Source organism: Candidatus Enterovibrio escicola (assembly GCF_002464935.1).
GTDB classification, from domain to species: Bacteria; Pseudomonadota; Gammaproteobacteria; order Enterobacterales; family Vibrionaceae; genus Enterovibrio; species Enterovibrio escicola.
Genome location: NZ_NBYY01000025.1, coordinates 25,927 through 51,227, shown reverse-complemented (window position 1 = coordinate 51,227; position 25,301 = coordinate 25,927). Strand labels below are relative to the sequence as shown.

The window sequence follows — 25,301 nt, the reverse complement described above, 5'->3', positions numbered from 1 at the left end:
GCTTATATTGACCAATAACGCCTATTTTAAAGCATAATAACTTATTTCGTATATGCAATAAGTTGCAATAAGTATGGAGTGTAGCTCATTACCAAAATTGGAACTGGTAAGGTAATCGTTCTGTAATTTTCCTTGTTGTGCTTCTCGGGTGGGATTAAAAGATCCAGAAAGTGCTAGCAATGTCAGAATTAAGTAAATTTAGCCGACAATTTATCGGATCACGCTTGCGTTCCTAATTTTGTATCCCTATAACGTCGTGTATATTAAATCCTTTTGATCTTTCGCGTTGTTGTAGCGTAAGTGAATACTAAGATGAAGTGTGGTGTAGACCAACGGAGTAACTAATGAAGTTAGTTTTTAAAGTGTCACTACTTGCAGTGACTGTTGCGCTGGCTCTGGGTTGTCAGCAGGAAGAGGCTCAAGAAACAAAGACCGAAAATATGGAAGCATCAGTAGTTGAAGAAACCATTACATTTGCGACCGAAGCCGACAAAGCAGCGTATGCTGTTGGCAGATCAATGGGACGGTATCTGAAAATCAACTTGGAAAAACAAGAACAAACGGGTTTCGCGTTAAACTCAGATTTTGTACTACAAGGAGTGCAAGATTTCTTTGCGAATACATCAAAACTCAGTGAAGAAGAAGCACAAGCATCGATACAAGCGTTAGATCAACGTGTAATAGCCATGGCGCAGAAAAAAGCACAGGAGAATAGCGTTGTTACTGTTAAAGCTGGTGAAGACTTCCGCGTAGAATTTGCGAAAAGGGAGGGTGTGACGATTACCGATTCTGGTTTAATGTATCAAGTCGAAATGTTAGGTGAAGGGAGCAAACCGTCCGCTGAAGACATGGTGGTAGTTCACTATAAAGGTACGCTGATAAATGGGACGCAGTTTGATAGTTCATACGACCGTGGACAACCTATGAGTTTTGAACTCAATCGCGTGATTAAGGGGTGGACTGAAGGTATACAACTGATGCCTGTGGGTTCTAAATTTAAATTTGTGATTCCGCCTGAGTTAGCTTATGGTTCGGAAAAGACACCAGTAATTCCAGTGAATTCAACACTGCTATTCGATATTGAATTGCTAGAAATCAAAGTTAAACCAGAAAAAGACGAACAGACACATGGTTAACAACCGGCAAGATTGTATATATTTGAAATATTGAAGGATCATGATCCGCATCATTTTTTATTTTTATGCATCAAGGCTGTTAAACTTATCGCTAAATTTTAAAGATTATGACTCTTATTTATGCTTCACATATAGATATAGTGAGTACTAAAGTAAAGAAAATGGGGCTGGGATGGATAGCTTGTCGGAGCTATCTGGTCAGTACCGTTGAGTTTTGCTATCCCTATGGAGGAATTCGAATAGTTCGGACATCAAAATTGCTAACGGTGAAAATACCAAGCTTAATGTTTTTTCGTTCATCACCGATTTCTCGATACAGATCTCGTTTGGTATTGAAGTCAGAGAGTGTGATTTGTTATACGATTATGTCACCCTCGCTAAAAAATATGCCTTAATCATGTCCATCGCGAGGGTAGTTGGTGATGTCGTAGTAATGTCGGTGTGGCTGATTCATTGTTGATTAAAATCAGCCGCCACGTACTGTTTTTTCTACCACTGTTATCTTTCATGTAAACTGGTGAAGAACAATAGTCGGTGTTAACAGCAAATTCTGCCAGTTATGTTGATGCGTTAATTGACCAGATAATTGAGTGTACCAGTGAAAGAATTAACGCAGAGAGGTTAATATCGAATGATAGGAGGAATTGTGGGAAAATAACTCTCAACTATGTCCTTGTTGTGAGCGCACCCGCTTATGGTCGCCAAGCGTCATTAACTGCGTATCGCTTTGCACAAGCACTGATAAAAAAAGGACACACGTTAATGAGCGTGTTTTTTTACCAGGATGGAGTGTCTAATGCTTCATCACTGACAGTTCCAGCTAATGATGAATTTGATCTTATTGCCGCGTGGCAGAAACTTGCTAGTTCACATGGTGTGCGATTAGAGACCTGCATTTCCGCTGCGTTACGTCGAGGCCAAATTGGTGAGGAAGAAGCGAAACAGTATCAACGAATTGCATCAAATATGGCGGTGGGGTTTTCTCAGGCGGGATTAGGTGTATTATCAGTATCAATGTTAACCGCTGATCGTGTTGTTCAGTTTTAGGTGATCGATGAATAAACTGGGATTTGTGTTTTCTACTGGGCCTCACGGAACAGCGAGCGGACGAGAAGGGCTTGACGCGGTTCTTGCGATGTCAAATTTCAGCGAGGACATTGCAGTATTTTTCATAGGTGATGGCGTAATGCAACTCATCTCTGGTCAGCAACCTTATGCTGTGCTTTGCCGAGATTATATTTCTACTTTCAAAATATTAACACTTTGTGATGTAGACAATATTTACGTATGTGAGCTGTCATTGGCAGAACGAGGGTTAAGTAACTTGTTATTGATTGTAGATGCCGATATCATCCCACCCGATGATATCTCATCAAGGTTGGTTGAGTGTCGGAAAGTGCTCCAATTCTAGGGAAGGTCAATGTTACATACGATATATACCTCTCCTTATACGACAACCTCACTCTCTCAGTGCTTTCGTTATGCACAAAAGACAAGTGAGATTTTGTTGGTAGAAGACGCCGTTATTGCAGCAGTCGAATCAGGGTATTGGTGTTCGTATCTTATCACATCTGGATATAGAGTTTATGTTTTAATTGAGGATGTAAAGGCCAGAGGGTTAAACAATGAAATCGCTAGTGAATTCGCATTAATTGATATTAATGGCTTTATTGATCTAACAGAACGGCATGTTACGCAAATGAAATGGTGAGGCTATCAGCACTCATTTAGCGTCAAGACTGAGGAAGTCAGTCTTTAATAAAGTGTACTGAGTAACGATCGGTGTATAGATCTTGACACATATATAGACGACGCATAAGATTCTGAGTTCCTACCTTTTGTGGGCAGAGATACTCCATACTTAGACGTAAACAATATCAGGAACTATTTAATGGTAACTATTAATCAGTTGGTACATAAACCTCGCGACAAGCAAGTTGTAAAAAGCAACGTGCCTGCACTGGAGGCGTGTCCGCAAAAACGTGGAGTTTGCACTCGTGTGTATACCACTACTCCAAAAAAACCCAACTCCGCACTCCGTAAAGTTTGTCGTGTCCGCCTGACCAATGGTTTTGAAGTCACTTCATACATTGGTGGTGAAGGTCACAATCTGCAGGAGCACAGTGTTGTTCTTATACGAGGTGGTCGTGTTAAAGACCTTCCTGGTGTACGTTATCATACTGTTCGTGGTGCACTTGACTGTGCAGGGGTAAACAATCGTAAACAAGGTCGCTCTAAATACGGTGTAAAACGCCATAAGTCTTAATGGAATCCGTTAAGTAAGGCCAAACACTAACTAATTTTTAATTTCAGAAAACTGAAAAGTTTTGGATAAAATCCTGAAGTAAATAACGGAGAACACATATGCCACGTCGTCGCGTAATTGGGCAACGTAAAATCCTGCCAGATCCTAAATTTGGATCAGAGTTACTAGCAAAATTTGTAAACATTGTAATGGTTGACGGTAAAAAATCGACCGCTGAAAGAATTGTTTATGGTGCATTAGACATCATGGCTGAGCGTTCTAGTAAAGATCACTTGGCTTTGTTTGAACTAGCGCTGGATAATGTTCGCCCCTCGGTAGAAGTTAAATCTCGCCGTGTAGGTGGTTCAACCTACCAAGTACCAGTAGAAGTACGTCCGGTTCGCCGTAATGCCCTTGCTATGCGCTGGCTAGTTGAAGCTGCGCGCAAGCGCGGTGAAAAATCGATGGCTCAGCGTATGGCTCATGAGATGTTAGATGCGTCTGAAAACAAAGGGACTGCAGTTAAGAAACGCGAAGACGTTCACCGTATGGCAGACGCGAACAAAGCGTTCGCGCATTACCGATGGTAATGTCTTTTTAAGCGCGGTTTGTGCCACACCTAAACAACACTCTAAACTTGATCTTAGTAAGAGGATACTACTGTGGCTCGTAAAACCCCTATTGAGTGCTACCGTAATATCGGTATTTGTGCGCATGTAGACGCAGGTAAAACTACAATTACAGAACGTATCCTATTTTATACAGGTCTTTCCCATAAAATTGGTGAAGTGCACGATGGTGCTGCAACCATGGACTGGATGGAGCAGGAACAGGAGCGTGGTATCACTATTACCTCCGCTGCAACGACGACATTTTGGTGTGGTATGGATTCTCAATTTCCTGATCATCGAATCAATATAATTGATACCCCAGGACATGTTGATTTTACCATTGAAGTAGAGCGTTCTCTGCGTGTGTTGGATGGTGCGGTAGTGGTATTCTGTGCTGCTTCAGGTGTAGAACCTCAGTCTGAAACTGTATGGCGTCAGGCTGTCAAATATCAAGTTCCACGTATTGTTTTTGTTAACAAAATGGATCGTACTGGTGCAAATTTTCTGTGTGTAGTCAATCAGATTAAAGAACGACTTTCAGCAACACTTGTACCCATTCATTTAAATATTGGTGTAGAAGAAGAGTTTTTAGGTGTAATTGACCTTATCAAGATGAAGGCGATTAACTGGAATGAAGCTGATCAGGGGATGACCTTCACGTATGAAGATATCCCAGCAGATATGCAAGAGCTCGCAGAAAAGTGGCGGTTAAATCTGGTAGAAGCGGCTGCTGAATCGAGCGAAGAGCTCATGAATAAGTACCTCGAAGATGAAAAATTAACAGAAGCCGAAATTAAACAGGCTTTACGTGAACGTACGTTGAACAATGAAATTGTACTGGCAACTTGTGGTTCTGCATTCAAGAACAAAGGTGTACAGGCGGTGCTAGATGCTATTGTAGAGTTCCTTCCTTCACCCGTAGACATTAAAGCAATCAAAGGTGAAGATGCAGATGGTAATAATATAGAGCGTCATTCTGATGACAACGAACCCTTTTCAGCTCTGGCATTTAAAATAGCAACAGATCCATATGTAGGTACTTTAACCTTCCTACGGGTTTACTCAGGTATGGTTAACTCTGGAGACACCGTTTATAATTCGGTGAAGAAAAAACGCGAACGGTTTGGTCGTATCGTACAGATGCATTCGAATAAGCGTGAAGAAATTAAAGAAATTCGTGCAGGTGACATTGCGGCGGCCATAGGTCTGAAAGATGTGACAACAGGTGACACTTTATGTGCACAAGAAGATATAGTGATTCTTGAACGTATCGAGTTCCCAGAACCCGTTATTCAGATCGCTGTTGAACCCCGTTCACAAATAGATCAAGACAAAATGGACATTGCGCTAAGTAAATTGGCAGCAGAAGATCCTTCATTTCGTGTTGTAACAGACAAGGAATCAGGTCAAACCTTGCTCTCTGGCATGGGTGAATTACATCTAGATATCATTGTGGATCGTATGCGCCGCGAGTTTGGTGTTGAATGTAACGTAGGTAAGCCACAGGTGGCGTACCGAGAAACCATCCGTGGTAAGAGCGAAGTCGAAAGTAAGTTCATCAGGCAGTACGGTGGCCGAGGGCAGTACGGTCATGTTTGGCTGAAACTGGAACCATCTGAACAAGGAGAAGGCTATGTATTTGTTGATGAGATTGTTGGTGGCTCGGTGCCTGTTGAATATATAGGTGCTATTAGTGAGGGTATTGAAGAGCAATTGAGTAGTGGTGTACTCGCGGGCTACCCTGTGCTTGATGTTAAAGCAACGTTATTTGATGGATCCTACCATGATAGTGACTCAAATGAAATGGCGTTTAAGATCGCTGCATCGATGGCTTTTAAGAAAGGTATACTTGATGCACAACCTGTTATTCTTGAGCCCATGATGAAAGTGGAGATAACCACTCCAGAAAACTGGATGGGTGACGTAGTTGGTGACCTGAATCGTCGTCGTGGTATGATTTCTGGTATGGATGAAGGTTCTTCAGGTCTGAGGACCATTCACGCACAGGTACCGCTAGCTCAAATGTTCGGATACGCAACTGACTTGCGTTCCGCTACTCAGGGTCGCGCATCTTACTCTATGGAATTCAGCTCTTATGCTGAAGTCCCGAAAAATGTCGCTGATTCAATCATTGCTGAGCGTTGTTGATAGGTGATTCTGATGTGGGTATTCTTGCCTCGCATCGATAAAAACTTCTGATCGCACTCACGACGGTGTGTGCGGCTCATCACTAGGAAGGAATACGATCGTGTCTAAAGAAAAATTTGAACGTTTAAAACCGCACGTTAACGTTGGTACTATCGGCCACGTTGACCATGGTAAAACTACTCTAACTGCTGCTATCTGTACTGTACTGTCTAAAGTATATGGAGGTGCAGCACGTGACTTTGCATCAATCGATAATGCACCTGAAGAACGTGCTCGTGGAATCACTATCTCTACTTCACACGTAGAGTATGATACTCCTGCCCGCCACTACGCACATGTAGACTGCCCCGGACACGCTGATTATATTAAAAACATGATCACAGGTGCTGCACAAATGGATGGTGGTATCTTAGTTGTTGCAGCAACTGATGGACCAATGCCACAAACGCGTGAACACATCCTGCTGGGTCGCCAAGTTGGTATTCCATACATCCTTGTTTTTATGAACAAGTGTGATATGGTTGATGATGAGGAGTTGCTGGAACTAGTTGAAATGGAAGTTCGTGAACTTCTTTCTGAGTACGATTTTCCAGGTGACGATTGTCCAGTGATTCAAGGTTCTGCGTTGGGAGCATTAAACGGAGAAGAAATGTGGGAAGCGAAGATCCTTGAGTTAGCTGATGCATTGGATACTTATATCCCAGAGCCAGAGCGTGCTATTGATAAACCCTTTATCCTTCCTATCGAAGATGTATTCTCAATTCAAGGCCGTGGTACAGTTGTTACTGGCCGTGTTGAGCAAGGTATTATTCGTGTGGGTGAAGAAGTTTCAGTTATTGGTATTAAAAACACCATTACTACTACATGCACGGGTGTTGAAATGTTCCGTAAACTTCTTGACGAAGGTCGAGCTGGTGAGAACGTTGGTGTTCTACTTCGGGGTACTAAGCGTGATGAAGTTGAACGTGGACAAGTGCTAGCTAAGCCAGGTTCAATCACTCCACATACTACTTTCACGTCAGAAATTTACGTTCTGTCAAAAGAGGAGGGCGGTCGTCATACTCCGTTCTTCAAGGGATACCGTCCACAGTTTTACTTCCGTACAACTGATGTAACCGGTACTATAGAACTGCCAGAAGGTGTTGAAATGGTTATGCCTGGTGATAATATTTCAATGACTGTGACTTTGATTGCGCCAATCGCGATGGATGAAGGTTTGCGTTTCGCAATCCGCGAAGGTGGTCGAACCGTTGGTGCAGGTGTGGTTGCTAAGATCTTAGCTTGATTTTTAAGCATTTATATTGCTATATTAGGTAAAAGGACGCTTCGGCATCCTTTTTATTGGCTGCACTTTAAAATAAGTAAATATCGGTTTTATCTTGATTAACCTCACATTCCTACTGGCTTGGATTCAAGTCTAAAATGCGGTATTTTCAATCAACAGCTAATCAATATCTTTAACAATAACGGTAAAATGCTCAAACACTAAATATTTATTAGTCCGATAATTGATCTTTACTTGAGCAAAGGAGATATTCTCATCCGTGACGCTCTCCGTTAGGTGAAATTGCACAATCTAGCGGGGAGCCAGCCAAATTGAAGTACACTCTCTGCATTCTCTTTTGATATGGAGATGTATATGGCTCATAAACAATTAAATGACAAAAATCGGTTTTATATTGAACAACGATTGGCTGAGAGTGATTTCTTTAGCTAGGTATTTAGAACACTTGGCTGTACTCATTTCACTATCAACCTGTAAATAAAATGCTATATCCCAGACAATTCTCACGGAGGGTACTGTCATTATCTTGCATCAAGACGGGCAAAATAAGTCCGCGTTAACGACACGAAAATAAGGGAATTGCCTAGATAGAATATATACTTAAGACCCGTGCTAGAGTTAGTCTCACCTCTCAGTTAGCGAAGAGGTGACGATAGTGATAGCTTTCTATCAATCTGGGTATCGAGACTTCAAAACCTATCACATCCACTTTGTTTGTCGCTACTTCACCAACGAATTTCTTAAATTAGTTAGCTACAAGAGGATGCTTAAGATCATGCGAGGTGTTTTGGTTCCGCTTTGCTCTTACCTTACTCACCGCCAGGTGATTGCCTTCGTTGATTCGTTCAAGCTATAGGTTTATTACAACCTCCGCATTCTCAGACATCAGGTTTTTAAAGGTACCTCGAGCGAAGAAGAAGAAAAGGAACGATGGGGTGGTGCTGTGGTTTTAAATTACACCTTATAATCAATGATTAAGGTGGCATTATCTCAGTTAAAGTGACGACGATTAACGTGGATGATAGAAAGCCTGTATCAGAAATAGTTAACGAGCTTTGGGGGTGTTTATACGGAGAGAAAGGCTATATCTCTGGTCCATTGAAGTGGGAACTTGCAGACAAGGGAGTGATACTAACAACGGGTGTAAAAAAATTAAACCCAAAGTGATGAAACTTTGGGATAGTCGGATGATCCGGAAACGATTTATTATTAAAATCGTTTTTTACCAACTAAAAAACATATCGCAAATCGAGTATTCTCGGCACCGTAGTTGTATCAGCTTTATGGTCAATTTACTGGTTGGGCTTATCGTATATTCATTTTAACAAAAGAAGCCAAGCATCAAGATGACTCGGTTTGATAAGCAAGCGCTTATGCAGATCTTAGGTTAGCCTAAAAACCACGTATAACGGATGAATATTTCACAGAACCATTTACTGATAAGAAGTAGTATAACGGTATTCTTATCTTAATAGACCTTGTTTAGTTGAGTAAATATTGCTTAATTAATGGTCGGGTATTGCCAGATACGTGATATGCCTATTTTAGCTGTGAACGGGTAAGTAACTCAAAAATTAACTTCTCTACACTGCACTCAAATTTCAGTCTGAGGGTCAACTTATTCTCTAAATGTTTAACGTCTTTATCAAGGATATAGTCAACGTTAGCATTAACTTCTCTTGCCATAGTCAGGTAACTCCGAAATTTGGCCATTGCCACTTTCTTGTCTTTTTCAATGATGTTCACTTCAATAGTATCATTGCCTTCACGGATGAGATAACCCATTTGTGTGGTTACATCACATCCGTCATCGATTTGATTTGTTTTCTGGTTCATTATTAACTCTCTCGCTGATGAGTATTCGCCTAATTATTCAAATTTATTACCTTGGAGATTGAGTGATATGCTGGAGAATACTCCTAATCTACCACATGAACTGTCTATGCACATGCTCTCTCGTTTATTGATCATATATCTACAAACTCAATGGTTTTAGGCAATCTAAGGTTGAGATTGCCTGTTAACTTTCTCGTAATATTATTACATTTATTTTTGTTAATAGTAGGTTCATTTATTAAGCTCAGCTTAGGATTAAGTTTATTTTGCCAAATCGAGGAGCTGTCGCCCACGTCGTTATTGATGCCACAGCCTTAAAAGTATACGACAAAGGTGAATGGAAACCGTGTAAATACGGTAAGGAGAAGTGGCGTATCTGGCGAAAACTGCATCTTGCTGTTGATGTGTTTCCTCATGAGGTTATTTTTGCAGAAAGTAGCCTAGTTTCTGTGGGTGATAATGAGGTTTTACCTATATTCTTTAATCCATTACGACGAAAGATATAGCAAGTCAGTGCTGATATTACCTATGATACAATAGTATGTCACAACGTACTGAAAAACAAAGGAATAACGCCCAGTATTCTACCTCGAAGCAATGCGGGATCCTGGGAGGAAGAAAATCCTATAAATGAAGTTGTAAAAGCTTTAAAAGAGGATAAACTGGTGGAGTAAAAAAGGACAGGGGTTATAACAAACGCTCATTAGTAGAGAGAGCGAATGTTTCGCTATAAATAGTTGCTCAGCCCTAAACTTACTCTTCGTAATTACAATGCTCAAGTTAGTGAAGCACTGGTAAATGTGAAAGCGATTAACAAAGTTATAAAACGCGGTATGCCTGTTTACCAACAGACAAATTAAAACTGTAAAAAAGATTGGGATCAGTGTGTTATAAGCCTAATTTAACCTGCACTGTGCATAAGAAATGAATTAAATGCTAAAGTTGCAATTTGATCGTTTAAGAAAAACCATCGACTGCATAAGAACTTGAGTATGAATAACTTAGACGCTGTTTTCATCGATGTCGACGACTTCTGCCATATTTCCCTCCCTGCGTGGGAAAAACACCTCATTTCTTCCGGTGTCAAAGAAACAAACCTTCTCACCTCTCAATTTGTGAAGTAATGATGATAGTGATAGCTTTCTATCAATCTGGATATCGAGACCTTAAAACTTATTACATCCACTTTATTTACCGTTACTTCACCAACAAAATCTCTAAATTAGTCAGTATACACACGAATGCTCAGGCTCATGCAAGGTGTTCTGGTTCCGTTTTGCTCTTACCTCACACTCCGTCAGGCAAGGCCGACAGGGATTGCTTTCGTTGATTCGTCCAAGCTACAGGTTTGTCATAACCTACGCATTCTCAGACATCAGTTTTCTAAAGGTACCTCGAAGCGAGGAAAAGGGATGATAGGGTGGTTCTACGGCTTAAAATTACACCTCATTATCAATGATAAAGGTGGTATTATCTGAGTCAAAGTGACGATGGCTAACGTGGGGATGATAAAAAGCCTGTATTGGAAAGGACTGACGAGCTTTGGGGTGTTTATACGGAGAGAAAGGCTATATCAATGGTCCATTGGAGCGAGAACTTGCAGACAAGGGAGTGATACTGATAACGGGTATGAAAAAACATAAAACTAAAAGTAATGAAACTTTGGGATAGCCTGATGTTCCGGAAACGATTTATTATTAAAACCGTTTTTGACCAATTAAAAAACATATCGCAAATCGAGTATTCTCGGCACCGTAGTTATATCAGCTTTATGGGCAATGTGCTGGCTGGGCTTATCGTGTATTCATTTCAACATAAAGAAGCCGAGCATCAAGATGACTAGGTTTGATAAGAAAGCGCTTATGCAGACCTGAGGTTGATTTAATCAACAACTCCTGCGGAGAGTGTACTCTAGTCTGGTTGGTCCTCCGCTAGGTTGTGTATTTCACCTAATGGAGGGCATCAAGGATGAAAATATAATCTTTGCTCAAGTAAGGATTGATTATCGGCCTGAGAAATATTTAGGGTTTAAGCATTCTACTGTTATTTAATACCTATTGGGATTATTTCCTGCATACACCTTGTAAAGGTAATAATGATCTGTATAATGTCGGCCTTGCCTAGGATAAATAGCTTTTGTAAGTGTGGTTGTTAATCAATAAGCATGGACGAAGGTCAGTTGTTTTAGGTGAATCTGATTAATATGTAATGCATACTTAGCTTATGTTTGCAGACCTGTTTAGGTGGCTAACAATGTGTCGGAATTAGACACTACGGTTTTACATAGATTGACCGGCACTCCTTCTCTTAGAGAAGGAAAAGTGGCGTTTTTTTCGTGTAATTTTTTATTTGGAGCTCTGTCTAATGCAGAACCAGCGTATCCGCATTCGCCTGAAGGCTTTCGATCATCGTTTGATCGATCAGTCTACGGCAGAAATCGTTGAAACCGCAAAGCGCACAGGCGCGCAGGTTCGTGGTCCAATTCCACTGCCAACCCGTAAAGAGCGCTTCACCGTTCTTATCTCGCCGCACGTCAACAAAGATGCCCGTGATCAGTATGAGATTCGTACTCACAAGCGTCTAATCGACATCGTTGAACCAACAGATAAAACTGTTGATGCTCTGATGCGTCTTGACCTTGCTGCGGGTGTTGATGTTCAAATCAGCCTAGGCTAAGAGGGTATTGGAAATGATTGGTCTAGTCGGTCGAAAAGTAGGCATGACTCGCATCTTCACTGAAGATGGTGTTTCTATCCCAGTAACCGTTATTGAAGTAGAAACTAACCGTGTAACCCAAGTACGTACCCTTGAAGTAGATGGTTACTGTGCCATCCAAGTAACGGCAGGTACGAAGAAAGCAAGCAGAATAACTAAGCCAGAAGCCGGTCATTTTGCGAAAGCAGGTGTCGAAGCAGGTGGTGGTTTGTGGGAATTCCGTCTAGATAATAGTGAAGAGTTCGAGGTTGGTGCCGAGATGAACGTAGAACTATTTGAAGAATTTAAAAAAGTTGATGTTACTGGTACATCTAAAGGAAAAGGTTTCCAAGGAGCTGTTAAGCGTTGGAATTTTCGCACTCAAGATGCGACTCATGGTAACTCCTTATCTCACCGTGCTCCCGGTTCAATTGGTCAATGTCAAACACCAGGTCGTGTATTCAAAGGTAAAAAAATGGCTGGTCATATGGGTGTTAAACGTGTAACTACGCAAAATCTAGAGATCATACGTGTTGATGCTGATCGCAAACTGTTACTGATTAAGGGTGCAGTACCTGGTGCAACAGGTGGAACAGTGATCGTTAAACCAGCTATAAAAGCGTAATGTCGAGGATATGGTAATGGAATTGGTAGTAAAAGGTACTGATGCACTGACTGTTTCCGAGACTACCTTTGGGCGTGTATTCAATGAAGCTCTGGTTCATCAGGTAATCGTTGCATATGCAGCTGGTGCTCGTCAAGGGACTCGTGCTCAGAAAAGCCGTTCAGATGTACGCGGTGGAGGTGCTAAACCATGGCGTCAAAAGGGTACTGGTCGTGCTCGTGCAGGTACTATCCGGAGCCCAATTTGGCGCTCTGGTGGTGTAACTTTCGCCGCTCGCCCTCAAAACCACAACCAAAAAGTTAACAAGAAAATGTACCGAGGTGCTCTTAGGAGCATTCTGTCCGAATTGGTTCGACAAGGGCGGTTAATCGTTGTTGATAACTTCTCAGTAAACGTTCCAAAGACCAAAGAGTTAATCGTCAAGCTGAAGGAATTGGAACTTACTGAAGCCCTGATAGTAACTGCAGAAGTTAGTGAGAACTTGTTCCTCGCCGCACGTAACCTGTATAAGGTTGAAGTACGTGATGTAACAGGCATTGATCCAGTTAGTCTGATCTCTTTTGACAAAGTCATTATGACTGTAGGTGCAGTCATAAAAGTTGAGGAGATGTTAGGATGATCACCGAAGAGCGTATTCTACAAGTTCTGCGTGCTCCACATATCTCTGAAAAAGCAACTATGGTTACTGAAAAATACAATGCCATTGTTTTTAAGGTAGCGATGACTGCAACTAAAAAAGAGATTAAAATGGCAGTTGAAACACTATTTGAAGTTGAAGTTAAGTCTGTAAATACCCTTATCTCTAAGGGTAAAATTAAACGTTCAGGTAGCCAACAAAGGCGTGGCCAAGGCCGTGGTCAAGGCCGTCGTAACGACAGCAAAAAAGCGTACGTTTTCCTGAAAGGAGGTCAAGGCATCGACTTCGCTGGTGGTACTGAGTAAGACGGAGGAGCATTGAGAAATGGCTATTGTAAAATGTAAGCCGACTTCACCAGGTCGTCGCCACTGTGTTAAGATTGTTGATGCTGACCTGTACAAAGGAAAGCCATATTCCCCACTTTTGGATAATAACCAGAAAAGTGGTGGTCGTAATAACAACGGTCGTATCACAGTACGTCATATTGGTGGTGGTCATAAGCGACACTACCGAATAATTGATTTTAAACGCACAAAAGACGGTATCCCAGCTAAAGTTGAGCGTTTAGAGTACGATCCAAATCGTAGCGCTAACATTGCATTGGTGCTATATGCAGACGGTGAGCGTCGTTATATCATTGCACCTAAAGGTATAAAAATTGGAGACGAGATCCAATCTGGCATTGATACTGTAATCAAACTTGGGAACACCTTGCCAATGCGCAACATCCCAGTAGGTTCAATAGTTCACTGTGTTGAACTAAAACCTAGTAAAGGTGCACAATTGGCGCGTTCAGCTGGCGCATACGCGCAAATCGTTGCTCGTGATGGAGCATATGTGACTATTCGTTTGCGTTCTGGCGAAATGCGTAAGGTTCTTTCTGAGGGTCGTGCCACCCTCGGTGAGGTAGGTAACTCGGAACATATGTTATGTGAACTTGGTAAAGCGGGTGCAGCTCGTCGTAGGGGTGTTCGTCCTACTGTACGGGGTGTCGCAATGAACCCAGTAGACCACCCACACGGTGGTGGGGAGGGTCGCACTTCGGGAGGGCGTCATCCTGTTTCACCTTGGGGTATACCTACTAAAGGCTTTAAGACTCGGAAGAATAAACGTACTGACAAATATATCGTACGTCGTCGTAACAAATAATTATTAAAGAGGATACGCCATGCCACGTTCTCTCAAGAAAGGTCCTTTTATTGACCTGCACTTGCTGAAGAAGGTAGAGAAAGCGTTGGGAAGTGGAGACAAAAAGCCTGTTAAGACTTGGTCCCGTCGTTCAATGATCATCCCTCAGATGATCAGTTTGACCATCGCTGTCCATAATGGTCGTCAGCACGTACCTATTTTCATCACTGATGAAATGATCGGTCACAAGCTGGGCGAATTTGCACCAACACGCACTTATCGTGGTCATGCTGCAGATAAGAAAGCTAAAAAGCGTTAAGGGGTTAAGAAATGGAAGCTATTGCTAAACATCGCTTTGCTCGTATCTCGCCTCAGAAAACCCGTCTGGTTGTAGACCAAGTGCGCGGTAAACACGTTGCACATGCTCTTGAACTCCTGAATTTTAGCAATAAAAAAGCTGCTGAATTGATTAAAAAGGTCTTAGAATCTGCTATTGCAAACGCTGAGCACAACGAGGGTCTTGACATCGACAATCTTAACGTCGCTAAAATCTTTGTTGACGAAGGCCCTGTAATGAAGCGTATTATGCCTCGTGCAAAAGGGCGTGCCGATCGCATCTTGAAGCGTTCTAGCCACATCACTGTTGTTGTAGCAGACTGCTAAGAGACTAGGAGATAAAGCAATGGGTCAAAAAGTACATCCTAATGGTATTCGTCTTGGCATCAGTAAGACTTGGAACTCCACTTGGTTTGCTAACAGCCAAGATTTCGCCGCTAACCTAGATGGCGACTTCAAGGTCCGTCAGTTCTTGATTAACGAACTGAAAAAAGCGTCTGTTTCGCGTATTGTCATCGAACGCCCTGCCAAGAGCATCCGTGTGACCATTCACACGGCTCGTCCAGGTGTTGTTATCGGTAAAAAAGGCGAAGACGTAGAAAAATTGCGCGCTCGAGTAGCTCAACTTACGGGTGTACCCGCGCAAATCAACATTGCAGAAGTTCGTAAGCCAGAATTAGATGCTCAACTGGTGGGTGATAGCATTGCTTCTCAACTAGAGCGTCGTGTGATGTTTCGTCGTGCTATGAAGCGTGCAGTACAGAACGCTATGCGTCTAGGTGCCAAGGGTATCCGAGTAGAAGTAAGTGGCCGTCTTGGTGGTGCTGAAATAGCTCGTACTGAGTGGTACCGTGAAGGCCGTGTGCCACTACACACCCTTCGTGCTGACATTGACTACGCAACTTCTTCGGCTCACACCACTTACGGTGTAGTTGGTGTTAAAGTTTGGATCTTCAAAGGTGAAGTTCTAGGCGGGATACCACTTGCGGAGCCACCGGCTGACAAGCCTAAGAAGCAGCGTAAAGGCCGTAAGTAGGGAGTGTATCGATGCTTCAACCAAAACGTACTAAGTTCCGTAAGACTTTTACTGGTCGTAACCGAGGTCTTGCCTCAGGTACTGACGTAAGCTTCGGCATCTACGGTCTTAAGGCTGTCGGTCGTGGACGTCTAACTGCACGTCAGATAGAAGCGGCACGTCGTGCTATGACTCGTCACATTAAACGTCAGGGTCAGATCTGGATCCGTATATTTCCAGATAAACCTATTACGACAAAACCTCTGGAAGTTCGTCAAGGCAAAGGTAAAGGCTCTGTAAGCTACTGGGTTGCACAAATTCAACCTGGTAAACTACTGTACGAAATGGATGGTGTTTCAGAAAGCCTTGCTCGAGAGGCATTCGAGCTGGCTTCTCGTAAACTACCGATTAAAACCACTTTCGTAACCAAGGTAGTAATGTGATGAAAGCACATGAACTTCGTGAAAAGAGCATTGAACAGTTGAATGAAGAACTCTTAGGTCTTCTGCGGGAACAATTTACCCTACGTATGCAGGCGGCTACAGGTCAGCTGAAGCAAACTCACACAATCAAGGCTGTTCGACGCGATATTGCACGTATTAAAACCGTTCTTAACCAGAAGGGCAACGAATAATGAACGACAAAATCCGTACGCAAGAAGGCTGTGTAGTAAGCGATAAAGGGGATAAGTCTATGGTTGTTTCCATCGAACGTTTAGTTAAACACCCGATCTATAGTAAGTTTATTAAGCGGACGACGAAGTTGCACGTTCATGACAAAAATAACGAATGTGTCCAAGGTGATATCGTTGAAGTTCGTGAATGCCGTCCTCTGTCTAAGACTAAGTCTTGGACTCTGGTACGAGTAGTTGAGAAAGCGCGTCTCTAAACCAACCTTCCCACTGATAAATAGGAACGGCTCCCGTTGTGAGCCGTTTATTTTTATCTATCCATATTAAGATTTTAATGTTAATATTCTGCGCCGTTGTAATGAGGAAGTCTGACCTAAGATGGGTCTATATGTAAAAATAACGGAGTATTAACCATGATCCAAATGCAAAGTATGCTGGATGCAGCCGATAACTCAGGTGCTCGCAGTGTAATGTGTGTTAAGGTGTTAGGTGGTTCACACCGTAGGTATGCCCATATTGGTGATATCATCAAAATTGCCGTCAAGGATGCAATTCCACGAGGTAAAGTTAAAAAAGGTGATGTTCTGAAGGCAGTTGTAGTTCGCACCCGTAAAGGCGTTCGCCGTCCAGACGGTTCTGTCATTCGCTTTGACGGTAACGCTTGTGTATTGCTGAACGATACTACGGAGCAACCGATCGGCACGCGTATCTTTGGTCCTGTAACACGCGAACTTCGTGGCGACAAGTTCATGAAAATTGTTTCTTTGGCGCCTGAAGTTCTGTAGGGAGCGGTTAAAAATGGCAGCTAAAATCTGTCGTGATGACGAGGTCATCGTTCTTGTTGGTAAAGACAAAGGCAAGAAAGGCAAAGTATTGAAGGTTTTGACTCGTGGTAAAATTATAGTTAACGGTATCAACCTAGCTAAGAAACACCGAAAACCCGTGCCGACTACGGGTATTCAAGGAGGCATCTTGGAAAAAGAAATGGCAATGGATGTTTCTAACGTGGCTATCTATAACGGAGCAACGGGTAAAGCAGAACGTGTGGGCTTTCGAATAGAAGATGGTAAAAAAGTACGCTTCTTCAAGTCGAATGGCGAAACTATTAAATAATGTTGGAGTAGTACGATGGCGAAACTGCATGATTACTACAAAGAGACTGTTGTAAAAGAGTTAACTGAAAAGTTCGAATACAAGAGTATCATGCAAGTCCCAAGGGTAGAAAAAATCACCCTGAACATGGGTGTTGGTGGAGCAATCAACGATAAGAAAGTGCTTGATAATGCAGCCTCAGATATGAGTACTATTACTGCTCAGAAACCGTTGATCACTAAAGCACGTAAATCTATTGCTGGCTTCAAGATCCGTGAGGACTATCCGATTGGCTGTAAAGTAACCCTGCGGGGCGAACGTATGTGGGATTTCTTAGAGCGTCTAATTTCAATTGCTCTTCCACGTGTGCGTGATTTTCGTGGTTTGAATACGAAATCATTCGATGGTCGAGGTAACTATAGCATGGGCGTTCGTGAGCAAATTATTTTCCCAGAAATCGAATACGATAAAGTCGATCGTATCCGAGGTCTTGATGTTTCTATAACGACTTCCGCGGTGACTGATGAGGAAGGTCAAGCTCTACTGACTGCTTTTAACTTCCCATTCCGTAAGTAAGGTGAAGGGTTACTGTAATGGCTAAGCAATCAATGAAAGTGCGTGAAGCAAAACGTGCCAAACTGGTAGTCAAGTTCGCTGAAAAGCGTGCCTCACTTAAAGCTACTATCAAAAATATTAACGTGTCTGAAGAAGAGCGATGGGATGCAGTCCTGAAGCTTCAGTCTCTACCACGTGATTCTGCTAAGTCTCGACAGCGTAATCGCTGTAACCAGACTGGTCGTCCACATGGCTACCTACGTAAATTCGGCCTAAGTCGGATCAAGGTTCGTGAAGCTTGTATGAAAGGCGAAATTCCAGGTCTGTGTAAGGCAAGCTGGTAATTGAATCACGGGAGTAAACACTTATGAGCATGCAAGACCCGATTTCGGACATGCTGACCCGCATTCGTAACGGTCAAACAGCAAATAAAGTTGCTGTTAAAATGCCCTCGTCAAAACAGAAAGTAGCAATTGCTAAGCTACTAAAAGCCGAGGGTTATGTAATTGATTTCTCAGTTAGAGGTGATATCAAAATAGAGTTGGTTATAACTTTGAAATATTTTGAAGATAAAGCAGTTATTGAGCAAATACAACGTGTCAGCCGTCCGAGTCTGCGTATCTACAAGAAAAAGGATGCACTGCCTTCTGTGATGGGTGGGCTTGGTATTGCTGTAGTCTCAACTTCTAAAGGTTTGATGACCGATCGCTCAGCCCGCAAAGCAGGCTTGGGTGGTGAGATTGTCTGCTACGTAGCCTAACTTAAGGAGTAAAAAATGTCTCGTGTTGCAAAAGCTCCAGTAGTAATTCCTGTTGGCGTAGAGGTGAGGCTGAATGGTCAGGAAATCACTATCAAAGGGATCAAGGGTGAATTGAACCTCGTTATTAATAGTGCGGTAGAACTGAGCCAAGAAGACAACGTTGTCAAATTTTTTCCTCGTGCAGGTATCTTCAAAGCTAACGCCCAAGCTGGTACGGCAAGAGCTTTGGTAAACAACATGGTTGTTGGCGTTACTAAAGGCTTTACTAAGAAGCTGACTCTGAAAGGTGTTGGTTACCGTGCAAATGTGCAAGGTAACCATGTGAATCTTACACTGGGCTTCTCGCATCCAGTAGAACATGCTTTACCTGCAGGCATCAATGCAGAATGTCCTAACCCAACCGAAATCACTATCATTGGTATTGATAAGCAAGTTGTGGGTCAAGTAGCCGCGGATATACGTGGTTACCGTCGTCCTGAACCTTACAAAGGTAAAGGTGTCCGTTACGCCGACGAAATCGTGCGTATGAAAGAAGCTAAGAAGAAGTAAGGTAACACTATGGATAAGAAAATATCTCGTATCCGTCGTGCGACCCGAGCACGTCGTAAGATTGCTGAACTGGGTGCGATTCGCCTTGTAGTACACCGAACTCCACGTCATGTATATGCACAGGTTATTGCATCAAACGGTGCTGAGGTTATCGCAGCTGCGTCTACCGTAGAAAAATCGATTCGTGAGCAACTGAAATGGACTGGTAACAAAGACGCGGCAATTGTTGTAGGTAAGGCTATTGCCGAGCGTGCACTGGAAAAAGGTATCGTAACTGTTGCTTTTGACCGCTCCGGTTTTCAATATCACGGCCGTGTGGCTGCACTGGCAAATGCTGCCCGTGAAGCTGGTCTGAAATTCTAAGGTAGGCAGTGAAGATGGCTAATGAAAAACAACAAAGTGATTTGCAAGAAAAGCTAATTGCTGTTAACCGTGTTTCTAAGACGGTGAAAGGCGGTCGTATCTTTAGCTTTACGGCTCTTACTGTAGTTGGAGATGGCAACGGTCGCGTAGGTTTCGGTTATGGTAAAGCCCGTGAAGTCCCTGCCGCTATCCAAAAATCAATGGAAAAAGCACGCCGTAACATGGTTCGCGTTGCGCTGAGCGAAGGCACTTTGTATCACGCGGTTAAAGGTCGACATACAGGTTCTAAGGTGTATATGCAACCTGCATCTGAAGGTACAGGTATCATTGCTGGAGGTGCTATGCGTGCTGTTCTAGAAGTTATCGGTGTTCGTAACGTTCTAGCAAAGACGTACGGTTCTACTAACCCGATTAATGTTGTTCGTGCAACGATAGATGGCCTAGCAGGTATAAAGCCTCCAGAAAGGGTAGCAGCTAAACGTAACATGCTTGTAAAAGATATTCTGGGGTAATCTAACATGGTTAAAACTCTTAAAGTAACTCAGACTCGTAGTTCAATCGGACGTTTGCCGAAACACAAAGCTACACTGCGTGGTTTAGGTCTGCGGCGTATCAACCATACTGTTGAACTTGAAGATACCGCGTGTATACGTGGTATGATCAATAAAGTTTACTACATGGTTAAAGTGGAGGAGTAATCATCATGTATTTGAATACGTTATCCCCCGCTGCTGGTTCTAAGCCTTCTAAGAAACGTTTAGGTCGTGGTGTAGGTTCAGGTTTGGGTAAAACTTGTGGCCGTGGACACAAAGGTCAAAAATCACGCTCAGGGGGTTCTGTGCGTCTAGGTTTTGAAGGAGGTCAAATGCCTTTGAAACAACGTCTACCTAAATTCGGGTTTGCTTCACGCAAGAGCCTGACTTCTGCAGAAGTTCGCTTGGGTGAGTTAGCTAAAGTGGAAGGTGATGTAGTGAGCCTAGATACGTTGAAAGTGGCTAATATTATCACAAAAGACATCCGTACAGTGAAAATTGTATTGTCCGGTGAAGTTACACGTTCAGTTTCAGTGATTGCTAAAGGTTTACGAGTTACTAAAGGTGCTAGAACCGCAATTGAAGCTGCGGGTGGTAAAGTCGTGGAATAATTAGTTCGAAGATGAGGAACAGATGGCAAAACAACCAGGACAAAATTTTAGCAGTGCAAAAAGTGGGCTATCGGAACTCAAAACCCGTCTACTCTTTGTTATCGTCGCGTTATTAGTATTTCGTGCTGGTTCTTTTGTGCCAATTCCAGGTATTGACGCTGTTGTACTAGCCGATTTGTTTGAACAGCAAAAAGGCACTATCATTGAATTGTTTAACATGTTCTCTGGTGGTGCTCTTGAGAGAGCGTCTATCTTAGCGTTGGGTATCATGCCGTATATTTCGGCGTCGATTGTTGTTCAGTTACTAACGGTTGTCCATCCACCCTTAGCTGAATTGAAGAAAGAAGGGGAATCTGGTCGTCGTAAAATTAATCAGTACACTAGGTGCGGTACGCTTGTATTAGCAACCTTACAAGGTATAGGAATTGCGACGGGGTTACCTAGTATGATTCCAGGTTTGGTTGTTAATCCAAGTATTGGCTTCTATTCTACTGCTGTGGTGAGTTTGGTCACTGGTACCATGTTTTTAATGTGGTTAGGTGAACAGATTACTGAGCGTGGTATTGGTAATGGTATTTCCTTGATTATTTTTACGGGTATTGTTGCGGGATTACCTCCTGCTATTGGTCAAACAGTGGAGCAAGTACGCCAAGGAGAATTGCATGTCCTTCTACTTCTGTTGATCATAGCAATCGCATTCTCTGTCGTTGCGTTTGTAGTGTTTATGGAGCGTGGTCAGCGGCGTATCATAGTTAACTATGCTAAACGTCAACAAGGCCGCCGTGTCTTCGCTGCTCAAAGTACTCATTTACCATTGAAGATTAATATGGCAGGTGTAATTCCGGCGATCTTTGCATCAAGTATTATTTTATTTCCAGGTACTTTAGCGCAATGGTTTGCTCAAGGTGAGCAGTTTAATTGGTTAGCAGATGTGTCTTTGGCACTTAGCCCTGGTCAGCCACTGTATGTAATCATTTATGCAGTAGCGATTATCTTCTTCTGTTTCTTCTATACTGCGTTGGTGTTTAACCCGCGGGAGACTGCTGACAATCTGAAGAAGTCTGGTGCATTCGTACCTGGTATTCGTCCTGGGGAGCAGACTGCAAGGTACATTGATAAAGTGATGACTCGATTGACATTAGCAGGGGCCCTTTATATCACATTTATTTGTTTAATCCCTGAATTCATGATGATTACATGGAATGTTCGCTTCTATTTTGGCGGAACTTCGTTACTGATCGTAGTTGTTGTCATCATGGACTTTATGGCTCAAGTACAAACACATTTGATGTCTCAACAATATGAGTCTGTGTTAAAAAAAGCTAATCTGAAAGGCTACAGCCGATAAAAGATTATTATTCTACGGAGTTTAGTAATGAAAGTACGTGCTTCTGTTAAGAGAATGTGCCGTAATTGTAAAGTGATCAAGCGTAACGGTGTCGTTCGTGTTATTTGCAGTGAACCAAAGCATAAACAGCGCCAAGGCTAATAGCAGAATTTTTTTCTTGCAAAATTTAAGCAGGCTGGCTACATTACCCGCCTTACTTTTGGCTGTGCAGCAAAAGAAGTGGTTTTCCGCTGCGTATCCTCGACGGGCTCTGCAGCGGTTCTTCTTAAAAAAGTACTAGGAGTGAATAGTGGCTCGTATAGCAGGCATTAACATTCCTGATCGAAAGCATGCTGTAATTGCATTGGCTGCGATTTACGGTATAGGTAAAACCCGCTCAAAAGCTATCTTAGCTGAGACTGGTATTGCTGAAAGCATTAAGATCAGTGAACTAACTGAAGAGCAGATCGATTTATTACGCGATGGAGTTGCTCGATACACCATAGAGGGTGATCTACGTCGTGAAGTTTCAATGAACATCAAGCGTCTGATGGATCTTGGTTGTTATCGTGGTTTACGTCATCGTCGTGGTCTGCCATTACGTGGACAACGTACGAAAACCAACGCTCGTACTCGCAAGGGTCCACGTAGAGCGGTCAAGAAATAATCGGGGTAGACTAAAAATGACTAAACAACCAAATCCAAATCGCGCCCGTAAACGACGCGTACGCAAGCAAGTTGCAGATGGCGTAGCGTACATCCATGCATCTTTTAACAACACAATCGTAACCATTACTGACCGTCAAGGTAACGCTCTTGCTTGGGCAACCGCAGGTGGTTCTGGTTTCCGTGGTTCTCGTAAATCAACCCCGTTCGCTGCACAGGTTGCTGCTGAGCGTTGTGGTGAAATGGCTAAAGAATATGGCCTGAAGAATCTGGAAGTTATGGTTAAGGGCCCTGGTCCAGGCCGTGAATCTACTATTCGTGCTCTGAACGCGGCAGGTTACCGTATTACTAATATTGTAGATGCAACACCGATCCCACATAACGGTTGTCGTCCACCTAAAAAACGTCGCGTATAGTGCTGTTTTTTAGAACTCTGGAGAAAGATCATGGCAAGATATTTAGGTCCTAAGCTTAAACTTAGCCGTCGTGAAGGTAGTGATTTATTCCTAAAGTCAGGCGTACGATCGATTGATACCAAGTGTAAAATTGATAACATCCCAGGCGTACACGGAGCGCGTCGTGGTCGTTTGTCAGAATATGGCGTTCAGCTTCGTGAAAAGCAAAAAGTACGTCGTACTTATGGGGTCTTGGAAAAACAATTCCGTAACTATTATAATGAAGCAGCTCGTCTGAAAGGTAACACAGGTGAAAATCTACTACAACTTCTGGAAGGTCGTCTGGATAATGTAGTTTATCGCATGGGTTTTGGTTCAACTCGTTCTGAAGCACGGCAGTTGGTAAGCCACAAAGCTATTTTGGTTAACCGCAGGCTGGTGAATGTGCCTTCTTTTAAGGTCACTGCTAATGACGTTGTTAGCATTCGTGAGAAAGCTAAAAACCAACTACGTATTAAAGCAGCTTTTGGAATTGCTGCTCAGCGAGAGCAACCAACTTGGATAGAAGTAGACAGTAACGAAATGGAAGGCACTTTTAAGCGTAAACCAGAGCGTTCAGATTTATCTGCTGACATCAACGAACACCTGATCGTCGAGCTTTACTCTAAGTAAGGTTAAACTAAAGAGAGGACACAATGCAGGGTTCTGTAACAGAATTTCTTAAGCCGCGTTTAGTTGATATCGAACAAGTTAGCTCCACGCACGCAAAAGTAACTCTTGAGCCGCTTGAGCGTGGCTTTGGTCACACCCTAGGTAATGCTCTACGCCGTATATTGCTATCATCTATGCCTGGTTATGCAGTAACAGAAGTTGAGATCGATGGAGTGTTGCACGAGTACAGCACTAAAGAGGGTGTGCAGGAAGATATCTTGGAAATCCTGCTTAATCTTAAAGGCCTTGCTATTAAGGTCGAGTGTAAGGATGAGGTTATTCTTTCTCTCAATAAATCTGGTGCAGGCCCTGTTGTTGCAGGCGACATCACCCACGATAGTAGTGTTGAAATTGCGAATCCAGAACACATAATCTGCCACTTGACTGACTCAAATGCTGAAATCAGCATGCGTATCAAGGTAGAGCTTGGACGTGGCTATATACCGGCATCTGCTCGTATTCATACTGAGGAAGACGAACGTCCAATTGGCCGTTTGCTTGTTGATGCTACGTTCAGTCCAGTAGATCGTATTGCCTATAATGTTGAAGCAGCGCGTGTTGAGCAGCGGACTGATCTTGATAAATTGATTATTGATATGGAAACTAATGGTACGTTAGATCCTGAGGAAGCTATCCGTCGTGCAGCAACCATTTTAGCTGAGCAACTGGATGCATTCGTAGATCTACGTGATGTGCGAGTTCCTGAAGAGAAAGAAGAAAAGCCAGAATTTGATCCGATCCTACTTCGTCCTGTAGATGATCTTGAACTAACTGTTCGCTCTGCTAACTGTTTGAAAGCGGAGGCAATCCACTATATCGGTGATCTAGTACAACGCACTGAGGTTGAGCTGCTAAAAACACCTAACCTTGGGAAAAAGTCTTTGACTGAAATTAAAGACGTACTGGCTTCACGCGGTCTTTCTCTTGGCATGCGCCTAGAAAATTGGCCGCCAACATCAATCGCTGAAGATTAACCAGATTTTGATTAATTAGTTAGAAGGATTAGGTCATGCGACATCGTAAAAGTGGTCGTCAACTCAATCGTAACTGCAGTCATCGTAAAGCGATGTTCAGCAATATGGCCAGCTCGCTGGTAACTCACGAAGTTATCAAAACTACTTTGCCTAAAGCAAAAGAGCTGCGTCGCGTAATTGAACCATTGATTACCCTAGCAAAGAACGACAGTGTTGCAAACCGTCGTCTTGCATATGCACGTACTCGTAACTACGAAGTAGTAGCGAAGCTATTTAATGAATTGGGTCCACATTTTGTCTCCCGTGCTGGAGGTTACACTCGCATTCTTAAATGTGGTGTACGTACTGGTGATAAAGCCTCTATGGCTTATATCGAGTTTGTAGACCGTCAGGAGCCAAATGTTGGGGGGAGTCACTGAATAAGCAAGTGAATCTTCT

The 25,301-nt window shown here is 42.8% G+C and carries 37 protein-coding genes and 3 pseudogenes; 39 read left to right on the top strand and 1 reads right to left on the bottom strand.

Translation table 11 applies throughout. The features are described from left to right. The first annotated feature begins 344 nt into the window (after nucleotides 1-344). From fkpA to BTN49_RS22425, 9 genes and pseudogenes are all read left to right on the top strand, one after another. Nucleotides 345-1,136 carry an FKBP-type peptidyl-prolyl cis-trans isomerase gene (gene fkpA, locus BTN49_RS08675; RefSeq protein ID WP_097356857.1) on the top strand — a complete coding sequence of 264 codons (792 nt, stop codon included), beginning with the start codon at nucleotides 345-347 and terminating at the stop codon, nucleotides 1,134-1,136. 654 nt (nucleotides 1,137-1,790) lie between these two features. Then, the gene (tusD, locus tag BTN49_RS08670) at nucleotides 1,791-2,183 is read left to right on the top strand and encodes a sulfurtransferase complex subunit TusD (protein ID WP_097356865.1); all 393 of its coding nucleotides are present in this window, start codon (nucleotides 1,791-1,793) and stop codon (nucleotides 2,181-2,183) included. A gap of 7 nt (nucleotides 2,184-2,190) precedes the next feature. Continuing rightward, nucleotides 2,191-2,547 (top strand): sulfurtransferase complex subunit TusC, encoded by a 357-nt coding sequence (tusC, locus tag BTN49_RS08665; protein WP_097356856.1) that lies wholly within the window; start codon nucleotides 2,191-2,193, stop codon nucleotides 2,545-2,547. A gap of 9 nt (nucleotides 2,548-2,556) precedes the next feature. Then, nucleotides 2,557-2,847, top strand: coding sequence for a sulfurtransferase complex subunit TusB (tusB, locus tag BTN49_RS08660; protein ID WP_097356855.1), 291 nt, complete (start codon nucleotides 2,557-2,559; stop codon nucleotides 2,845-2,847). Between the two features lie 180 nt (nucleotides 2,848-3,027). Continuing rightward, entirely contained in the window at nucleotides 3,028-3,402 is a 375-nt protein-coding gene (gene rpsL, locus BTN49_RS08655; protein WP_097356854.1) for a 30S ribosomal protein S12, read from the top strand. A 98-nt stretch (nucleotides 3,403-3,500) separates the two neighbouring features. After that, nucleotides 3,501-3,971, top strand: a complete 471-nt coding sequence (gene rpsG / locus BTN49_RS08650) for a 30S ribosomal protein S7 (RefSeq protein ID WP_097356853.1) — start codon at nucleotides 3,501-3,503, stop codon at nucleotides 3,969-3,971. Between the two features lie 72 nt (nucleotides 3,972-4,043). Beyond that, complete coding sequence (gene fusA, locus BTN49_RS08645) at nucleotides 4,044-6,140, top strand: elongation factor G (protein ID WP_097356852.1); 2,097 nt, start codon at nucleotides 4,044-4,046, stop codon at nucleotides 6,138-6,140. A 100-nt stretch (nucleotides 6,141-6,240) separates the two neighbouring features. Then, complete coding sequence (gene tuf, locus BTN49_RS08640; RefSeq protein ID WP_097356851.1) at nucleotides 6,241-7,425, top strand: elongation factor Tu; 1,185 nt, start codon at nucleotides 6,241-6,243, stop codon at nucleotides 7,423-7,425. Nucleotides 7,426-8,047: 622 nt separating this feature from the next. Further along, a pseudogene (locus BTN49_RS22425) lies at nucleotides 8,048-8,750 on the top strand (IS982 family transposase); the annotation flags it as partial. A 214-nt stretch (nucleotides 8,751-8,964) separates the two neighbouring features. Here BTN49_RS22425 and BTN49_RS08625 read toward each other — a convergent pair. Beyond that, nucleotides 8,965-9,261: a DUF406 family protein gene (locus BTN49_RS08625; RefSeq protein ID WP_097356848.1), complete on the bottom strand. Its 297-nt coding sequence runs from the start codon at nucleotides 9,259-9,261 to the stop codon at nucleotides 8,965-8,967. A gap of 269 nt (nucleotides 9,262-9,530) precedes the next feature. Between BTN49_RS08625 and BTN49_RS21005 the strand changes: the two are divergent. The 30 genes and pseudogenes from BTN49_RS21005 to rplQ all read left to right on the top strand — a co-directional run. Continuing rightward, a pseudogene (locus BTN49_RS21005) lies at nucleotides 9,531-10,121 on the top strand (IS5 family transposase); the annotation flags it as partial. A 132-nt stretch (nucleotides 10,122-10,253) separates the two neighbouring features. After that, nucleotides 10,254-11,135: pseudogene (locus BTN49_RS22420) on the top strand (IS982 family transposase). 490 nt (nucleotides 11,136-11,625) lie between these two features. Continuing rightward, complete coding sequence (gene rpsJ / locus BTN49_RS08610; protein WP_005501283.1) at nucleotides 11,626-11,937, top strand: 30S ribosomal protein S10; 312 nt, start codon at nucleotides 11,626-11,628, stop codon at nucleotides 11,935-11,937. Nucleotides 11,938-11,950: 13 nt separating this feature from the next. Next, on the top strand, nucleotides 11,951-12,580 hold the full coding sequence (rplC, locus tag BTN49_RS08605) for a 50S ribosomal protein L3 (protein ID WP_097356846.1): 630 nt from the start codon (nucleotides 11,951-11,953) through the stop codon (nucleotides 12,578-12,580). Nucleotides 12,581-12,596: 16 nt separating this feature from the next. Further along, nucleotides 12,597-13,199, top strand: a complete 603-nt coding sequence (rplD, locus tag BTN49_RS08600) for a 50S ribosomal protein L4 (protein WP_097356845.1) — start codon at nucleotides 12,597-12,599, stop codon at nucleotides 13,197-13,199. Then, a complete protein-coding gene (gene rplW, locus BTN49_RS08595) occupies nucleotides 13,196-13,522 on the top strand; it encodes a 50S ribosomal protein L23 (protein ID WP_097356844.1) in 327 nt (108 codons plus the stop codon). The genes rplD and rplW overlap by 4 nt, the downstream gene beginning before the upstream one ends. 19 nt (nucleotides 13,523-13,541) lie before the next feature. Beyond that, nucleotides 13,542-14,366 carry a 50S ribosomal protein L2 gene (rplB, locus tag BTN49_RS08590; RefSeq protein ID WP_097356843.1) on the top strand — a complete coding sequence of 275 codons (825 nt, stop codon included), beginning with the start codon at nucleotides 13,542-13,544 and terminating at the stop codon, nucleotides 14,364-14,366. 19 nt (nucleotides 14,367-14,385) lie between these two features. Continuing rightward, nucleotides 14,386-14,664 (top strand): 30S ribosomal protein S19, encoded by a 279-nt coding sequence (rpsS, locus tag BTN49_RS08585; protein WP_097356842.1) that lies wholly within the window; start codon nucleotides 14,386-14,388, stop codon nucleotides 14,662-14,664. Nucleotides 14,665-14,675: 11 nt separating this feature from the next. After that, nucleotides 14,676-15,008: a 50S ribosomal protein L22 gene (gene rplV, locus BTN49_RS08580; protein WP_097356841.1), complete on the top strand. Its 333-nt coding sequence runs from the start codon at nucleotides 14,676-14,678 to the stop codon at nucleotides 15,006-15,008. 19 nt (nucleotides 15,009-15,027) lie between these two features. Then, complete coding sequence (gene rpsC, locus BTN49_RS08575; RefSeq protein ID WP_097356840.1) at nucleotides 15,028-15,717, top strand: 30S ribosomal protein S3; 690 nt, start codon at nucleotides 15,028-15,030, stop codon at nucleotides 15,715-15,717. A gap of 11 nt (nucleotides 15,718-15,728) precedes the next feature. Next, the gene (gene rplP / locus BTN49_RS08570) at nucleotides 15,729-16,139 is read left to right on the top strand and encodes a 50S ribosomal protein L16 (protein ID WP_097356839.1); all 411 of its coding nucleotides are present in this window, start codon (nucleotides 15,729-15,731) and stop codon (nucleotides 16,137-16,139) included. Continuing rightward, nucleotides 16,139-16,330 carry a 50S ribosomal protein L29 gene (gene rpmC / locus BTN49_RS08565; RefSeq protein WP_097356838.1) on the top strand — a complete coding sequence of 64 codons (192 nt, stop codon included), beginning with the start codon at nucleotides 16,139-16,141 and terminating at the stop codon, nucleotides 16,328-16,330. Before rplP ends, rpmC begins: the two co-directional genes overlap by 1 nt. After that, entirely contained in the window at nucleotides 16,330-16,584 is a 255-nt protein-coding gene (gene rpsQ / locus BTN49_RS08560) for a 30S ribosomal protein S17 (RefSeq protein WP_097356837.1), read from the top strand. The genes rpmC and rpsQ overlap by 1 nt, the downstream gene beginning before the upstream one ends. 156 nt (nucleotides 16,585-16,740) lie before the next feature. Further along, a complete protein-coding gene (gene rplN / locus BTN49_RS08555; RefSeq protein WP_097356836.1) occupies nucleotides 16,741-17,112 on the top strand; it encodes a 50S ribosomal protein L14 in 372 nt (123 codons plus the stop codon). A 13-nt stretch (nucleotides 17,113-17,125) separates the two neighbouring features. After that, nucleotides 17,126-17,440 carry a 50S ribosomal protein L24 gene (gene rplX, locus BTN49_RS08550; protein ID WP_097356835.1) on the top strand — a complete coding sequence of 105 codons (315 nt, stop codon included), beginning with the start codon at nucleotides 17,126-17,128 and terminating at the stop codon, nucleotides 17,438-17,440. Nucleotides 17,441-17,455: 15 nt separating this feature from the next. Continuing rightward, nucleotides 17,456-17,995 (top strand): 50S ribosomal protein L5, encoded by a 540-nt coding sequence (rplE, locus tag BTN49_RS08545; RefSeq protein WP_097356834.1) that lies wholly within the window; start codon nucleotides 17,456-17,458, stop codon nucleotides 17,993-17,995. 17 nt (nucleotides 17,996-18,012) lie between these two features. Beyond that, the gene (rpsN, locus tag BTN49_RS08540; protein WP_097356833.1) at nucleotides 18,013-18,318 is read left to right on the top strand and encodes a 30S ribosomal protein S14; all 306 of its coding nucleotides are present in this window, start codon (nucleotides 18,013-18,015) and stop codon (nucleotides 18,316-18,318) included. A gap of 23 nt (nucleotides 18,319-18,341) precedes the next feature. Then, nucleotides 18,342-18,734, top strand: coding sequence for a 30S ribosomal protein S8 (gene rpsH, locus BTN49_RS08535; RefSeq protein WP_097356832.1), 393 nt, complete (start codon nucleotides 18,342-18,344; stop codon nucleotides 18,732-18,734). 15 nt (nucleotides 18,735-18,749) lie between these two features. Next, nucleotides 18,750-19,283, top strand: coding sequence for a 50S ribosomal protein L6 (rplF, locus tag BTN49_RS08530; protein ID WP_097356831.1), 534 nt, complete (start codon nucleotides 18,750-18,752; stop codon nucleotides 19,281-19,283). Nucleotides 19,284-19,292: 9 nt separating this feature from the next. After that, nucleotides 19,293-19,646 (top strand): 50S ribosomal protein L18, encoded by a 354-nt coding sequence (rplR, locus tag BTN49_RS08525; RefSeq protein WP_097356830.1) that lies wholly within the window; start codon nucleotides 19,293-19,295, stop codon nucleotides 19,644-19,646. A 14-nt stretch (nucleotides 19,647-19,660) separates the two neighbouring features. Continuing rightward, nucleotides 19,661-20,158: a 30S ribosomal protein S5 gene (rpsE, locus tag BTN49_RS08520; RefSeq protein ID WP_097356829.1), complete on the top strand. Its 498-nt coding sequence runs from the start codon at nucleotides 19,661-19,663 to the stop codon at nucleotides 20,156-20,158. A gap of 6 nt (nucleotides 20,159-20,164) precedes the next feature. Continuing rightward, complete coding sequence (rpmD, locus tag BTN49_RS08515) at nucleotides 20,165-20,344, top strand: 50S ribosomal protein L30 (RefSeq protein WP_097356828.1); 180 nt, start codon at nucleotides 20,165-20,167, stop codon at nucleotides 20,342-20,344. A gap of 5 nt (nucleotides 20,345-20,349) precedes the next feature. Continuing rightward, nucleotides 20,350-20,790 carry a 50S ribosomal protein L15 gene (rplO, locus tag BTN49_RS08510; RefSeq protein ID WP_097356827.1) on the top strand — a complete coding sequence of 147 codons (441 nt, stop codon included), beginning with the start codon at nucleotides 20,350-20,352 and terminating at the stop codon, nucleotides 20,788-20,790. A gap of 22 nt (nucleotides 20,791-20,812) precedes the next feature. After that, the gene (gene secY, locus BTN49_RS08505; protein ID WP_097356826.1) at nucleotides 20,813-22,138 is read left to right on the top strand and encodes a preprotein translocase subunit SecY; all 1,326 of its coding nucleotides are present in this window, start codon (nucleotides 20,813-20,815) and stop codon (nucleotides 22,136-22,138) included. A 27-nt stretch (nucleotides 22,139-22,165) separates the two neighbouring features. Continuing rightward, nucleotides 22,166-22,279 (top strand): 50S ribosomal protein L36, encoded by a 114-nt coding sequence (gene rpmJ / locus BTN49_RS08500; protein ID WP_097356825.1) that lies wholly within the window; start codon nucleotides 22,166-22,168, stop codon nucleotides 22,277-22,279. 148 nt (nucleotides 22,280-22,427) lie between these two features. Beyond that, nucleotides 22,428-22,784 carry a 30S ribosomal protein S13 gene (gene rpsM, locus BTN49_RS08495; protein WP_097356824.1) on the top strand — a complete coding sequence of 119 codons (357 nt, stop codon included), beginning with the start codon at nucleotides 22,428-22,430 and terminating at the stop codon, nucleotides 22,782-22,784. A gap of 16 nt (nucleotides 22,785-22,800) precedes the next feature. Beyond that, complete coding sequence (gene rpsK / locus BTN49_RS08490; RefSeq protein ID WP_097356823.1) at nucleotides 22,801-23,199, top strand: 30S ribosomal protein S11; 399 nt, start codon at nucleotides 22,801-22,803, stop codon at nucleotides 23,197-23,199. 30 nt (nucleotides 23,200-23,229) lie between these two features. Then, nucleotides 23,230-23,850: a 30S ribosomal protein S4 gene (gene rpsD, locus BTN49_RS08485; protein ID WP_097356822.1), complete on the top strand. Its 621-nt coding sequence runs from the start codon at nucleotides 23,230-23,232 to the stop codon at nucleotides 23,848-23,850. 23 nt (nucleotides 23,851-23,873) lie between these two features. Next, the gene (locus tag BTN49_RS08480) at nucleotides 23,874-24,863 is read left to right on the top strand and encodes a DNA-directed RNA polymerase subunit alpha (protein WP_097356821.1); all 990 of its coding nucleotides are present in this window, start codon (nucleotides 23,874-23,876) and stop codon (nucleotides 24,861-24,863) included. Between the two features lie 35 nt (nucleotides 24,864-24,898). Continuing rightward, nucleotides 24,899-25,282 carry a 50S ribosomal protein L17 gene (gene rplQ / locus BTN49_RS08475; protein ID WP_097356820.1) on the top strand — a complete coding sequence of 128 codons (384 nt, stop codon included), beginning with the start codon at nucleotides 24,899-24,901 and terminating at the stop codon, nucleotides 25,280-25,282. Nucleotides 25,283-25,301: the final 19 nt, after the last annotated feature.